Here is a 13389-nt window from a genome sequence, read left to right as displayed (position 1 = left end):
TGCGTCTCCCTGGATCCTGATCGACCTGTCCCTCGGCTGTCGCCGGAATCGATCCTACGATAGACAGAGTCTAAGTCAAGAAGAGCACCATCCCCGGACTCATTCGGACCCCGGACCGAGCGCTGTTACGCTGCTGCGTATGAGTGACCTTCTGGAACGACTGCGCGAACGCGGCTGGCGGCTGACCGCCCAGCGGCGTGTCGTGGCCGAGGTCCTCGACGGCGACCACGTGCACCTGACCGCCGACGAGGTGCACGCCCGCGCCACATCCCGGTTGCCGGAGATCTCCCGGGCGACCGTCTACAACACCCTCGGTGAGATGGTGACCCTCGGTGAGGTCATCGAGGTCGCGACGGACGGCCGCGCCAAGCGGTACGACCCGAACGCGCACCACCCGCACCAGCACCTGATCTGCTCGCGCTGCGGCACGATCCGCGATGTCCACCCCGCCGGCGACCCGCTCGCGAGCCTCCCCGCGACCGAGCGCTTCGGCTTCACCATCGCCGACGTCGAGGTCACCTACCGCGGTCTGTGCCCCGACTGCTCCTGACGGGCGCGGCTCCCGCGTCCGGCGCCAGCCGCTCGGCCGCCCTGCGCACGGCCGGCTCGGTACGGGTCCTGCCCACCCAGACCGTTTCGGCGGGCACCTGCGCGGCCACCCGCGCCAGCGCCTCGAACACCTCCCTGGCCACCCCCGGATCGGGGTCGAGCACCAGTGGCGCCAGCAACCGCACCAGATCGTCCGCGGGCGCGAGCCGCCCCAGCGCCCGCACGGCACAGCGCCGTACCCGCGCCGGCCGGGCGACCGGCCCAGGCCCGGCTCCCGGCTCGGGTCCCGGCCCTGCTCCCGGCCCTGCTCCCGGCCCGGTGAAGCGCAACAGCACCGGTACGTCCGTCGCGTCGCCGCACTCCCCCAGGCCCGCCAGCAGACCGGCCACCAGCCCCGCCGGACCGCCGGGCCCGCACCGGCCGAGCTGTCTGCGGTAGACCCGGGCCGGCGGCTCACCGCGCCGGTACAGCTGCCACCGCGCCTGCGCCCGCACCATCCGGGCCGGATCGGCGAGCACGCTCACCAGGCGCGCGGCCGGCACGTCGACGGGCAGCGCCGCCACAGCGAGCTCCCGCACCGCCGCGCTGCGCGCCCACATCAGCCGTCCCGCCTGATCCGGATCGATCTCCAGCAGCCGTTCCGCGCACAGCCGCCGGCACACCTGGTCCCGGTCGCGCAGCGCGGTCCGCAGCAGGTCGCCGCGTACGTACTCCCCCAGTTCCAGGGCCAGTTCCATCCCGAAGCGGCGGGTCCGCGGATCACCGTCGGCGGCCAGCGCGCGGACCGCACGCCGGTACGCCGGCTCCGCGAGCACCGCGCGGTACCCGGCCGGCTGACCGCCCGCCCGGCGCCTGCCGCCCAGCCGCAGCAACAGCCGCAGGGCGGCGGCGACTTCGTCGGGCGCGGTCCGCGCGGGCAGCGCCGCCACGGCGCGCTCCCGTACGGCGGGCACCCAGTCGACCGTGCGCAGGGCCAGCGCCGCCGCGGCCAGCGGCCCGCCGACCCCGGTCAGCGCCTCCACCGCGGCCTGCCGGACGTGACCGTCGCGGTCCAGCGAGGCCAGCAGCAAGCGCAGCGGATCGGCGCCGCCAGGGCGGAGCGGCACCGACGGGGCGCCCCGGGCGCGGGCGCCGCGGTCCAGATGGGGCAGCAGCTCCGGAGGAGACCGCAGCAGCGCGTCGAGCGCCGCGGCACGGTCGTAGGGGAGGCCGCCGTCCACCGCGGCCCGCAGGGCGTCCAGCAGTGCCTCGACGGTCTCCGGCCGACCGGTCACGGCCGCCCGGCACAACCCGCTCCAGCGTTCCGCGTCGAGCACCGTGGCCGGCGCCGGCCCGTCACGCCGTCGCAGCACGGTCCGCCCAAACCGTCCGCGCAGCAACCCCGCCTCCTCGCACCGCGTAGAAGACCAGGATCGCGCCGGCAGGGAAGGCTTCGAAGGATGTTTGCGCGCTTTTGCCCGAACGATGTCCGAGGCACTACTCCGGGACGCTCCAGGGCCGCGTACCAGGGCTGCGTACCAGGACCGCGCAGCAAGGGGAACGACGAAGGCCCGGTTCCTGATTTCTCAGGAACCGGGCCTTGGTACTGAAGTAGCGGGGACAGGATTTGAACCTGCGACCTCTGGGTTATGAGCCCAGCGAGCTACCGAGCTGCTCCACCCCGCGCCGTTGTGTCCTCAATGTAGACCAGATGCGCTGAGCAGTGCAAATCAGTTCCCTTGCGGGCAAGGAGCGCGGGCAGCGACCGGGCCGGAGCCCGGCCGGGGCGGCCCTGCGACGCCGCGACCTACGCCGTGAGCTCGTGCTTCACGGCGTCGGTGAGCCGTGCGGCGCGCTCGGCGACCTCGGCAGGACCGCACTCGACCGCCCGCGCGCACCAGCCCTGGGCCTCGGCCAGCTCGCCGTGCCGGGCGGCGAGCAGCGCCATCCGCAGCGCCGCGCGGCCGTGGCCGGCGTCGGCGGCACGGGTCCACCACAGGGCGGCCTCGGGCTCGCTGCCCTCGCGGGCCAGCAGCAGTCCGAGGTTGAACGCGCCGTTGCGGCTGCCCGCCTCGGCGGCCTCGCGGTACCAGTGCGCCGCGTCCACCACGTCGCCGCGCTTGGCGGCGCACATGCCGAGCCGCACCTGGGCACGCCGGTGCCCCTGCCGGGCGGCGCGGCCGTACCACTCCTCGGCCTCCACCTCGGCCTCGTCGGTGTCCGCCCGGTCCAGCAGCGCGCCGAGCCGGAAGGCGGCCTCGGGGCTGCCGCCGCCCGCGGCGCACCGCAGATGGCGCTCGGCGCCGTGGCTGTCGCCCTCGCGCAGCAGCACGATGGCGACCTGGAGCGCGGCCTCGGTGTGGCCGGCCGCGGCGGCCCGCTCGTACCAGCCACGGGCGGCGGCCTCGTCGCCCCGGTTGGTGTGCAGGATGCCGAGGTTGAAGGCGGCGTCGACGCTGCCGGCCTCGGCCGCCTTGGAGAACCACGGTTCGGCGCCGGCCGCGTCTCCGCGCTGCAGCAGCAGGACGGCGAGCGCGTTGGCGGCCTCGCGGTGGCCGGCGTACGCGGCCTTGCGGTACCACTGCTCGGCCTGCGCGGTGCGGCCCTGGCCGGCGCAGAGCAGGCCGAGGTTGAACGCCCCGTTGATGTCGCCCGCCGCCAGGGCGCTGCGGTACCAGCGCTCGGCTGTCTGCGTCTCGCCCTCCTCGGCGTGCAGCGCTCCGAGCGCGTTGGCGGCGTTGCCGTCGCCCGCCTGGGCGGCGCGCCGCCACCAGGTGGCGGCGGAGTCCACATCGCCGGCGTCGCGCAGCAGGAAGGCGAGCGCGCAGGCGGCGCGCGCCTCACCGTCGCGGGCCGCGGTCAGGTACCAGTGGCCGGCTTCCTTGGTCTCGCCGCGCTCCTCCAGGAGCGTGCCGAGGCGCAGCGCGGCGCGGCGGTGCCGGCGCGCGGCTGCCTGCCGGTACCACTGCTCGGCCTCACGCTCCTCGCCGCGCTCGGCGCAGATCCGCGCGATGCGGTACGAGGCCTCGCGGTGGCCGTGCTCGGCGGCGACCCGGAACCAGCGCTCGGCGCCGACGTCCCGCCGGTGGTCGAGCAGATCGGCCAGGGCGTACGCGCCCAGCGTGTGGCCCGACTCGGCGGCCTGGCGCAGCCAGTACTCGGCACCGGGCTCGTCGCCGCGCTCGCGGTAGTGCCGGCCCAGCGCGTGCGCGGCCGGGGCGGAACCCGCGACGGCGGCGATCCGCCACCAGTTGGCCGCCTCCTCCGGGTAACCGCGCTGATGCAGCAGCAGGGCAAGGTTGTTGGCGGCCGCGCGGTCGCCGTTCGCGGTCGCGGCACGCAGATACGGCTCGGCCCCGTCCAGGTCGCCGCGGCGCAGCAGCAGGGTGCCCAGCGCGCTCATGGCGGCGGGGTCGCCGTGGTCGGCGGCCCGGCGGTGCCGGACCTCGATCTCGGCCTCCTCGCGCACCGCGAGGCTTTCCTCGTCGGCGAGTTCGGCGGCCTCGGAGGCCTCGGGCAGGTCGGAGAGCTCGGTCCTGTCGGTCCTGGCAACGGGAAGCGAATCGGCGGCGCGCGGCGCCGGCAGGAGACTGGTGACAGCCGGCACGAGCCTGGAAGCAGACGTCGACGTGTCACCCGTCGACCCGCGATCATGGATCTGACGAGTATTCAGCAGTCTTGCACCATCCCCCATAAGGTCCATCGTCGCACCACCCGTTACCGCCGTACACCTGGTATACCGCAACCCAATAGGTCACTTCAGCGTTTTGTCGACTTCCCGACTTGACGCCTTACCAAACGCAAAGCTCTGTGCGTCCCCCAAATAAGTGAAGAGGCCCGGAGTCTGTTGACTCCGAGCCTCTTCTGCAGTAGCGGGGACAGGATTTGAACCTGCGACCTCTGGGTTATGAGCCCAGCGAGCTACCGAGCTGCTCCACCCCGCGCCGTTGTGTCCCAACCGTACCACGGCGCGCGGTGTGTCTGATCAGCCCTTCTTTGCCGTCTTCTGCTCCGCTTCCGCCGCCCTCTGGAGTGCGGCGGCCAGATCCTTCTGCGTCTGGCCGTACTTGGCCCAGTCGCCGGCCTTCAGCGCCGCCTGGCCCGCGTCGAACGCCTTCTGCGCGTCCGCGAGCGCCGCGGCGACCGTCGGATCGGGTGTCGGCTTCGTGGGCTGCCCGGTACTCGGTGGTGGCTGGGTGGTCCCTTCGCTGCTGAACACCTCGTTCAGCGCCGCCTCAAGGGTGTCCTGGAAGCCGATCTGGTTCCCGTAGGTCACCAGAACCTTCCTGAGGAGCGGGTAGTTGGTGCCCGCGCCCCTGACGTAGACCGGCTCCACGTACAGGAGGCCGCCGTTCAGCGGCACCGTGAGCAGATTGCCGTACTCGACCGTCGAATCGCCCCCGCGTTTGAGCAGGTTGATCTGTGGCGCGACCTTGTTGTCGGAGTTGAGCTTGCTCTGCACCTGTTTCGGCCCGTCCACCGTGGTGTTCGGTGGCAGCTGGAGCAGTCTGATCGCGCCGTAGTCCTTGCTCGTCGCATCGGCGTCGACCGCCATGAACGCGCTGAGGTTGTCGCGCCCGTTGGGCGTGAACGTGGTCGTCAGCGAGAACGCCTGCGAGTTCTGGTCCGGCATCTTCAGGCTCAGGTAGTACGGCGGAACCGCCTTGCCGGTCTTCGCCGCCGGGTCGTCCGGGACCTGCCACACCTCGCTGCCGCTGTAGAACGTCGACGCGAGGGTCACGTGGTAGCGGGTCAGCAGCTGCCGCTGCACCTTGAACAGGTCCTGCGGGTACCGCAGGTGCGCCATCAGGTCAGGACTGATCTCGCTCTTGTCCTTGACCGTGCCGGGGAAGGCCTTCATCCAGGTCTTCAGCACCGGGTCCTTGGCGTCCCACTGGTACAGGGTGACGGTGCCGTCGTACGCGTCCACGGTCGCCTTGACCGAGTTGCGGATGTAGTTGACCTGGTTCTGCTGCGCGAGCACCGTGCGCTGGCCGTCGGTCAGCGAGTCGGCCGTGGTGTCACCCAGCGTGGTGCGGGAGGCGTACGGATAGCCGTTGGTGGTCGTGTAGGCGTCCACGATCCACTTCACATGGCCGTCGACGACCGACGGATACGGGTCGCCGTCGATGGTGAGCCACGGCGCGACGGCCTCGACCCGCTCCTTGGGCGTCCGGTTGTAGAGCACCTTGGAGCCCTTGCCGATCGCCCCCGAGTACAGGATCTGCGGCTCACCGAAGCTCACCGCGTACGCGGCCCGCGTGATCGGGTTGTCGAGCCCGACCCCGCTCTTGCCGGTGTAGGTGTAGGCCTTCTCCCCGCTGTTGTCGGTGTAGTCGATCTCCTTCGTCGGGCCGCCGACGATCGAGTACTGCTTGGTCTGCTCGCCGTAGTAGATCCGCTGCTGGTACTCGGGGAGGTTGCCGGTGGCCGGCAGGTCCTTCTCGGTGAAGTCCGGCGAGCCGTCCGGCAGCGCGTTCGTCCCCTTGGCCGCGACCATTCCGTACCCGTGGGTGTACTTGAAGTGGTCGTTGATCCAGTTGTTCTCGGGGATGCCGTTGACGTTCAGCTCGCGCAGGCCGACGACCGTGTCCTGCTCCTTCTTGTCGGTCGTGTACCGGTCGACGTCGAGCGTGGACGGGAAGGCGTAGTAGCCGCGGGTCTGCTGCAGCTGCTGGAAGGTCGGCGAGACCACGTTCGGGTCCAGCAGACGCACACTCGCCGTGGTGTTGGCGTCGGCCCGCAGGATGTCCTTGTTCGGCGTGGTGGGGGTCCCCGGATACGGGCTGACCTTGCTCCCGCCGATCCCGTAGGCCTCGCGGGTCGCGTCGATGTTCTTCTGGATGTACGGCGCTTCCTTGGCGGCCTCGTTCGGCTGCACCTGGAACTTCTGCACGATCGCCGGGTAGAGCCCGCCGATCAGGATCGCGGAGAGCACCATCAGACCGAAACCGATCATCGGTAGCGACCAGGTGCGCCGCCACAGCGTCGCGAAGAACAGCAGCGCGCAGATGATCGCGATGGCGAAGAGGATGTTCTTCGCCGGCAGATACGCGTTCGCGTCCACGTAGCGCAGACCGGTCCAGCTGGTGGTGGCCTTGAAGTCGCTCGACTTCACCGCGAGCCCGTACCGGTCCAGCCAGTACGCGACGGCCTTGAGCGACACGAAGATGCCCAGCAGCACCGACAGGTGGCCGGTGGCCGCTGCCGTGGCCCGCCCGCCGGGCGAGGTGATCCGCAGACCGCCGTACAGGTAGTGCACCAGCGCGGCCGCCACCAGGCCGAGCACCACGGCCGCGAAGCCGAAGCTCAGCAGGAAGCGGTACCAGGGCAGGTCGAAGGCGTAGAACGCCACGTCCTTGTGGAACTGCGGATCCTTCGTGCCGAACTGCGTGGCGTTCGTGTACAGCAGCCACGTGCGCCACTGGCCGGACGCCGAGCCGCCCGCGATGAGGCCGACCATGGCGCAGACCGCGAGCAGCACCCACTTCTTGTAGGGCGCGATACCCATCCGGTATCGGTCCAGGCTCTGCTGCTCCAGCGACATCGCGCTGAGCGGCGGCCGGAGCCGGTAGGCCAGATAGATGTTGACGCCGACGGCCGCGGCCATCAGCAGGCCGAAGGTGAAGAACAGGCCGATCTTCGTCCACAGGGTGGTGGTGAAGACCGACGAATAATGGACCGAGCGGTACCAGAGCCAGTCCGTCCAGAAGCCCGCGAACATGACGAACGCGATGGCGAGCACGATCAGCGCGCCAAGCGTCATCAGTAGCGTCCGCGTACGCCGGGACGGACGGCCGAGTCTGATCCGCGGCCCCGTCGGACCTCCGCCGCGATCCGGCATCTGGAATACCAAGGTGCGCACCTCGAAAGTTCGGTGTCTACGGGCGTCCCGGGTCGGACCCCCACTGGTGCAACTTACTCACGCTTTACTCGGTTCCCGATTTTGGCCTGGGAACAGGCAGGATATTGACCATGTCCAACATTGCGACCGATGGAGCACCTCTCGCGGCGAGCCCGCTGACCCGTGCCGTACTGGAGATCGACGAATATGCGTCCGGTCTCGGCTGGGACCGGCCCGCGCGGCTGTTCGCCCTGGTCGACACCGCACGCCTGCGTACACAGGAACCGGGCCTGGCCGATCAGCTGGGGCTCGCGGAGAAGAACGCCGGGGCGCTGACCCCGGTCGAGCAGGACGAGCTGCCCGAAGGCAAGGCGCTGGACGAGTTCCTCGCCACCATCGCCTGGCCGGACGTCATCGCCGGCTGCGCCATGACGGTGGAGCGGCTGATGCTGCCGCCGTCCGCGGAGGCGGCGATCCCCGAGGGGCTGAACGACGCCAAGCTGGCGAAGTGGGTCGCCGAGCACCCGGAGCGCCAGGAGGTGCGGATGACGGTGGCCGTGCTGCGCAACGGTGCCCGCGAGTCCGCCATCAGGCTCCGGTCCAAGGACACCGCCACCGAGGTCCTGACCGGCTCCGACCTGGTACCGGGCCTGGCCGAGGCACTGGCCGCCACCTTCGAGAGCTGAGAACGGGCGCGCAGCCGGGCAGGTCCGTGACGGGCCCGCCCGGCCAGGACCTGTCCGGCCGGTCACGAAGGCCGGGCAGGCCCCAGCGGGTCAGTTCTTCGAGCAGCTCGGCAGGGCGTCCGTCTTGTCGGCCTTGATGTTCTCCAGGGCAGACATGGCGTCGTCGATCGTGCTCACCTTGACGAGGGTGAGGCCGGAGGGGATGTCCTTGGCGGCCTCGGCACAGTTGTCGGCCGGGGTCAGGAAGTACTGCGCGCCCTGCCCGCGGGCCCCGATCGTCTTGAGGCCGATACCGCCGATCGGGCCCACCTTGCCGTTGTCGTCGATCGTGCCGGTGCCGGCCACGAACTTCCCGCCGGTCATGTCGCCCGGGGTGAGCTTGTCGACGATGCCGAGGGCGAACATCAGGCCCGCGCTCGGGCCGCCGACATCGGCGAGCTTGATGTCGATCGTGAACGGGAAGAGGTGCTCGACACCGGCCTGGATACCGACGACCGCCCGCGCCTTGCCGTCGTCGGCCGACTTCCGGGTGGTGACCACGACCTCCTTGGTCGCGCCGTCCTTCTTCTTGGCCGCTTCCTCCGGGATGACGGTGAAGACGACGTTCTCGCCCGGCTGGTGCTTGGTGACGAGCTTGGCGACATCGCCCGGCTCCTTCACCTCGGTGCCGTCCACGGCCTTGATCACGTCGCCGGCGTGCAGCTTGCCCTCGGAGGCGCTGTCCTTGACGACCGCGCCCACGATGACGCGGGAGGAGACCGCGATGTTCAGCTTCTTGAGCGCCGAGACCTTGGCACTGTCCTGGGACTGGGTGAACTCCTCGGCGTTCTGCTGATCGGCCTGCTCGGCGGTCTGGCCCTGCGGGTAGAGGGTGTCGTGCTCGACGACCTTCTCGTCATGGCCGATCCAGCCGACCACGGCCTCCACCAGGTTCATCCGGTAGTCGGCGCCGGTCACCCTGACGGTGGTCATGTTGAGATGACCGGTCGTCGGATAGGTCTGGTGCCCGGAAATCTGCAGAACCGGTTCACCCCCGTGGTCGCCGAGGGTGTTGACGGTCGGCCCGGGAGACATCTCGGCGTACGGCGCCGGCGTCAGCAGGGCGACGCACAGCAGCGCTATCAGCGTCAGGGTCGAGGCGATCAGCGTCGCGGTGCGGCGTGGCATGCCACGAATGTACGGGACCGGTCCGACAAACGGCCCGCTGGGCCGGTCCGTAGCGGCGGGGGCGTCCGCGGCCCGGTTAACCGGAATGCGACTTCTGCATCGCCTCGCGGAAGCGCTCGTAGTCCGCCAGCGAGGAGCCGTCCCCGGTTGCCCGGGTGCGCGCGGCCCAGCTGCCCCAGACGGTGGCAACGAGCACGGCGACAAGCGGAATGAGCAACCAAGCGAGCGCTGCCATGAAGGACTCCCGACCCCGCGTACGCCAATTATGGACCTATGAGCAGATTAGCTACCCAGTAGGACAACGGTCGGGGCGGGTGGGGAGTTACGCAACCGGAGAGGCTGCCGGTACGGCGCTACGCGCCCACCCACTCTTCTTGGCCGTCGGCGAAGGTCTGGTGCTTCCAGATCGGCACTTCGGCCTTGAGCTCGTCGATCAGCCGCCGGCAGGCCTCGAACGCCTCGCCGCGGTGCGGACACGAGACTGCCACGACGACCGCCAAATCGCCCACTTGGAGGTCACCCACACGGTGTACCGCGGCGAGCGCCCGGACCGGGAACTCCGCCGCGATCTTCTCCGCGATCCGCCGCATCTCCGCTTCCGCGGTGGGGTGCGACGAGTAGCCGAGACCCGTCACCTCGGCGCCGGAACCGCCGTCGTGGTCCCGTACGGTCCCGACGAACAGCGCCGTACCCCCCGCGGCCTCGTGCCCGACGGCCGCGAAGACCTCGTCCACGGACAGGGGCGTGTCGCGGATCTCCAGGAGCCGGATCGGGTTCTGCGCGTCAGCGTGCGTCGGTGCCATGCGGCACATGCTGCCTCATCCGCCCGCGATGCGGAAGTTCGATTCCGGTGGTTGGTCCGCCGGGGGTGGCGGCGCTTCCCGGAGCCGTAGCGGGAGCCCTACCGGAGCCGTGTACGACCTAGATTCCGCGCCGCTTGCGGGCCCGGCGCACCAGCGCGGCCGTGCCCACCAGGGCGACCGTCGCGCCTGCCGCGCCCAGGGTGGTGGCGTCCTTGCGGCCCAGCCGGCGGCCCGCGACGGAGTTCCGGCCCGCGACCTCCTCCAGGAGCTGGGCCAGCACCTCCTCGTTGGTCCACTGGGGGCGCCAGCCCGCCTCGTGCAGCCGGCTGCCGCTGACCACCCACGGGTGCATCGTGTACGCCAGGTCGCCGGCCGGGGACGGGGTGAGGCCGAGGCGGTGCAGGCGGGAGGCGGCACCGAAGGCGATGGCCGGCGGCAACTCCATCCGGCGGATGCCCGACAGCTCCTCGACCTCCTCCTGCTCCAGCCAGCCGTCACAGCCGACGGCCATCTCCCCGTCGACCTTCTCCAGCACCGCGTACTCCAGTGCCGACACCAGGTCCTCGACGTGGCAGAACTGCCAGCAGGGCCGGCTGCCCGCCACCACCAGGAGCCGGGGCGACTCGAAATACCTGGTCAGCGCGGTGTCCGTGCCACCGACCAGCACGGCGGGGCGCAGGATCGTGACGTTCAGCCCAGGGTGGGCACGCGGCGCGCGGCGGCCCAGCCGTTCGATCTCCAGCAGGTCGTCGACGAAGCTGGCCTCGGCGGTGGCGCGCAGCGGGGCGTCCTCCGCGAGCGGCACGTCGTTGTCGGCCTGGGCGCCGTAGACCATCGCCGAGGTGCACAGCACCGCACGGCGCACCCCGGCGGCGGCCGCCGCGGTGAGCACCGTCTGGGTGCCCCGCACGTTGAAGGCGGTACGCGCCTTGGGGTCGGACTCCAGATCGAGGTCGAGACCGAGATGGACGACGACGTCGACGCCGCGCAGTTTCTCGGCGATGGCGGGGTCGCGTACGTCGAGCACCCGCCAGGTCGCTCCGGGCACGTCCCCGCGGCGTTCGTCGATCGCGACGACCTTCTTGACCTCGTCGGACTCGACGAGACGCAGCGCGAGCAGACGGCCGAGGCCGGACGCCGCACCGGTGATCGCCACCACAGGGCCCGCGGGGGCCTTGGACGGGCTCCGCTCTGGGCGAACGTGTGCTTCTGGGGAACTCACCGGGTGTCTCCCACGGTTGTTTCTGGTACGAGGTGCGCACTTGGTACGCAGCCATCCTGCCTGACTGGTGTCTAGGCTGGAGGTACAGCCCACAAGACACAGCCCCAACACATAGAGCCGAGGAAACCCGTGAGCGACCACCCATTCGGATTCGGCGTCCCTCCCGAGGAGCCCGAGGACGGGGACGAGGGCAAGAACCAGCGCGGCGACCGGCCGGGGCAGGGGCCTGCCGACAATCCCTTCGGTTTCGGTGGCGTGAACCCGTTCGGTGGCGCCGGCGGGGACAACCCGTTCGCCGCGATGTTCGGCTCCCTGAACCCCAACGATCTCGGTGCCGCCTTCCAGCAGCTCGGCCAGATGCTCTCGTACGAGGGCGGCCCGGTGAACTGGGACATGGCCAAGGACATCGCACGCCAGACCGTCGCGCAGGGCACCGCGGACGGCGTCAAGGACGCGAGCGTCGGCCCGGCCGAGCGCTCCTGGGTCTCCGAGGCCATCCGGCTGGCCGACCTGTGGCTGGACGGGGCGACGTCGCTGCCCTCCGGCTCGGGCAGCGCTGTGGCGTGGAGCCGCGCCGAATGGGTCGAGGCGACCCTGCCGGCGTGGAAGGAACTGGTGGACCCGGTCGCGGAGCGGGTCGGCGCCGCCATGGGCGATGTGCTCCCCGAGGAGATGCAGGCCATGTCCGGGCCGCTGCTCGGCATGATGCGCTCCATGGGCGGAGCGATGTTCGGCAGCCAGATCGGCCAGGCGCTGGGCACCCTGGCGGGCGAGGTGGTCGGCTCCACCGACGTCAGCCTCCCGCTCGGCCCGGCCGGCAAGGCCGCGCTGCTCCCCGCGAACATCGCGGCCTTCGGTGAGGGCCTCGGCGTCCCGCAGGAGGAGGTGCGGCTGTACCTGGCGCTGCGCGAGGCCGCCCATCAGCGGCTCTTCGCCCATGTGCCGTGGCTGCGGGCGCATCTGTTCGGCGCCGTCGAGGGTTACGCACGGGGCATCAAGGTCGACACGGCGAAGCTGGAGGACGCGGTCGGCCAGCTCGACCCGTCGAACCCCGAGGCCATGCAGGAAGCGCTGGCGCAGGGCATGTTCCAGCCCGAGGACACCCCCGAGCAGAAGGCCGCCCTGGCCCGGCTGGAAACGGCGCTCGCGCTCGTCGAGGGCTGGGTGGACGCGGTCGTGCACGCCGCCGCCGCGCCGCATCTGCCGTCCGCCGCCGCGCTGCGCGAGACGCTGCGCCGCCGCCGGGCGACCGGTGGCCCCGCCGAGCAGACGTTCGCGACGCTCATCGGTCTGGAACTGCGCCCGCGCCGGCTGCGGGACGCCTCCCGGCTGTGGGCCTCGCTGACCGACGCCCGCGGTGTCGACGGCCGCGACGGCCTGTGGGAGCACCCGGACATGCTGCCCACCGCGGAGGACCTGGACGACCCGGACGGCTTCGTGCACCGCGAGTCCGCCGACTTCTCCGAGCTCGACAAGATGCTCGGCGAGGCCGCCGAGAAGCGGCTGACCAAGGACGAGCCGAAGAAGTCGGACGACGGTCCCAGCGCTTCCGACGAGACCAAGGACGACGAGGGCAAGTGAGTCTGCACGCGGACGCGGTGCGCGTCCTGAAGGACTGGGACGCGCCGGACGCCGGTCAGGAACAGCTGCGGCTGGAGTACCTCGACCATCTCGACAGCAGTCCCGACGGCATGTGGAAGGCCTCGCAGCCGGGGCACATCACCGCCAGCGCGCTGGTGGTGGACCCGGTGACCGGGCGGGTGCTGCTGACGCTGCACAAGAAGCTGAAGATGTGGCTCCAGATGGGCGGCCACTGCGAGCCGGAGGACGCCACTCTGGCGGCCGCCGCGCTGCGTGAGGCCACCGAGGAGTCCGGCATTCCCGGGCTGACGCTGCTGCGTCCTGAGCCGGTGAACCTGGACCGGCACTCCACGCCCTGCGCCTGGCATCTGGATGTGCAGTACGCGGCGGTCGCGCCGGCCGGCGCGGTCGAGGCGATCAGCGAGGAGTCGCTGGACCTGCGCTGGTACGGCTACGACGAGGTCGGCTCGGTCGCCGACGGTTCGGTGGAGACACTGCTGGCCCGTACCCGCGCGCTGCTCTGAGGCGGCGCGCGGGCACGGCCCGTACGTACGGCAG

Annotated in this window: 11 protein-coding genes and 2 tRNA genes; 4 read left to right on the top strand and 9 right to left on the bottom strand. The window is 71.1% G+C overall.

Annotated features, from left to right (window positions below):
* Nucleotides 1–139: 139 nt before the first annotated feature.
* A complete protein-coding gene (locus tag C8250_RS27865; protein ID WP_138350940.1) occupies nt 140–550 on the top strand; it encodes a Fur family transcriptional regulator in 411 nt (136 codons plus the stop codon).
* Here C8250_RS27865 and C8250_RS27860 read toward each other — a convergent pair.
* From C8250_RS27860 to C8250_RS27840, 5 genes are all read right to left on the bottom strand, one after another.
* Nucleotides 516–1901 carry a hypothetical protein gene (locus tag C8250_RS27860; RefSeq protein WP_138350941.1) on the bottom strand — a complete coding sequence of 462 codons (1386 nt, stop codon included), beginning with the start codon at nt 1899–1901 and terminating at the stop codon, nt 516–518. The two genes, C8250_RS27865 and C8250_RS27860, sit on opposite strands and share 35 nt — an antisense overlap.
* Nucleotides 1902–2140: 239 nt before the next feature.
* Nucleotides 2141–2214 (bottom strand) — tRNA-Met (locus C8250_RS27855).
* Nucleotides 2215–2335: 121 nt separating this feature from the next.
* Nucleotides 2336–4231, bottom strand: a complete 1896-nt coding sequence (locus tag C8250_RS27850; RefSeq protein WP_138350942.1) for a tetratricopeptide repeat protein — start codon at nt 4229–4231, stop codon at nt 2336–2338.
* Nucleotides 4232–4398: 167 nt separating this feature from the next.
* Nucleotides 4399–4472, bottom strand: a tRNA-Met gene (locus C8250_RS27845).
* 41 nt (nt 4473–4513) lie between these two features.
* The gene (locus C8250_RS27840; protein ID WP_138351079.1) at nt 4514–7372 is read right to left on the bottom strand and encodes a UPF0182 family protein; all 2859 of its coding nucleotides are present in this window, start codon (nt 7370–7372) and stop codon (nt 4514–4516) included.
* 131 nt (nt 7373–7503) lie between these two features.
* On the opposite strand from C8250_RS27840, the gene C8250_RS27835 reads away from it, so the two are divergent.
* Entirely contained in the window at nt 7504–8058 is a 555-nt protein-coding gene (locus tag C8250_RS27835; RefSeq protein WP_203675294.1) for a PPA1309 family protein, read from the top strand.
* Nucleotides 8059–8148: 90 nt separating this feature from the next.
* Here C8250_RS27835 and C8250_RS27830 read toward each other — a convergent pair whose 3' ends face one another.
* The 4 genes from C8250_RS27830 to C8250_RS27815 all read right to left on the bottom strand — a co-directional run bounded on the left by C8250_RS27830 (nt 8149) and on the right by C8250_RS27815 (nt 11250).
* On the bottom strand, nt 8149–9225 hold the full coding sequence (locus C8250_RS27830; protein WP_138350944.1) for a PDZ domain-containing protein: 1077 nt from the start codon (nt 9223–9225) through the stop codon (nt 8149–8151).
* 76 nt (nt 9226–9301) lie between these two features.
* Nucleotides 9302–9460: a hypothetical protein gene (locus C8250_RS27825; RefSeq protein ID WP_187145007.1), complete on the bottom strand. Its 159-nt coding sequence runs from the start codon at nt 9458–9460 to the stop codon at nt 9302–9304.
* Nucleotides 9461–9578: 118 nt separating this feature from the next.
* On the bottom strand, nt 9579–10037 hold the full coding sequence (locus tag C8250_RS27820) for a molybdenum cofactor biosynthesis protein MoaE (RefSeq protein ID WP_138350945.1): 459 nt from the start codon (nt 10035–10037) through the stop codon (nt 9579–9581).
* A gap of 109 nt (nt 10038–10146) precedes the next feature.
* The gene (locus tag C8250_RS27815; protein ID WP_138350946.1) at nt 10147–11250 is read right to left on the bottom strand and encodes an NAD-dependent epimerase/dehydratase family protein; all 1104 of its coding nucleotides are present in this window, start codon (nt 11248–11250) and stop codon (nt 10147–10149) included.
* A 129-nt stretch (nt 11251–11379) separates the two neighbouring features.
* Here C8250_RS27815 and C8250_RS27810 point away from each other — a divergent pair, with 129 nt between their 5' ends.
* Both C8250_RS27810 and C8250_RS27805 read left to right on the top strand, forming a co-directional pair.
* Nucleotides 11380–12831, top strand: coding sequence for a zinc-dependent metalloprotease (locus tag C8250_RS27810; RefSeq protein ID WP_138350947.1), 1452 nt, complete (start codon nt 11380–11382; stop codon nt 12829–12831).
* Nucleotides 12828–13355 (top strand): NUDIX hydrolase, encoded by a 528-nt coding sequence (locus C8250_RS27805; protein ID WP_138350948.1) that lies wholly within the window; start codon nt 12828–12830, stop codon nt 13353–13355. The genes C8250_RS27810 and C8250_RS27805 overlap by 4 nt, the downstream gene beginning before the upstream one ends.
* The last annotated feature ends 34 nt before the right edge of the window (nt 13356–13389 follow it).

The organism is Streptomyces sp. So13.3 (assembly GCF_005860785.2).
Lineage (GTDB): Bacteria > Actinomycetota > Actinomycetes > Streptomycetales > Streptomycetaceae > Actinacidiphila > Actinacidiphila fildesensis.
The sequence above is the reverse complement of the archived record's forward strand: the minus strand, read 5'-3'. Positions and strand labels throughout refer to the sequence as shown.

Bases quoted from the DNA above. Each gene is read 5' to 3' on its own strand.
- C8250_RS27865 (WP_138350940.1), top strand. From the start codon at position 140: ATGAGTGACCTTCTGGAACGACTGCGCGAACGCGGCTGGCGGCTGACC.
- C8250_RS27850 (WP_138350942.1), bottom strand. From the start codon at position 4,231: ATGGACCTTATGGGGGATGGTGCAAGACTGCTGAATACTCGTCAGATC.
- C8250_RS27840 (WP_138351079.1), bottom strand. From the start codon at position 7,372: ATGCCGGATCGCGGCGGAGGTCCGACGGGGCCGCGGATCAGACTCGGC.
- C8250_RS27835 (WP_203675294.1), top strand. From the start codon at position 7,504: ATGTCCAACATTGCGACCGATGGAGCACCTCTCGCGGCGAGCCCGCTG.
- C8250_RS27830 (WP_138350944.1), bottom strand. From the start codon at position 9,225: ATGCCACGCCGCACCGCGACGCTGATCGCCTCGACCCTGACGCTGATA.
- C8250_RS27825 (WP_187145007.1), bottom strand. From the start codon at position 9,460: ATGGCAGCGCTCGCTTGGTTGCTCATTCCGCTTGTCGCCGTGCTCGTT.
- C8250_RS27820 (WP_138350945.1), bottom strand. From the start codon at position 10,037: ATGTGCCGCATGGCACCGACGCACGCTGACGCGCAGAACCCGATCCGG.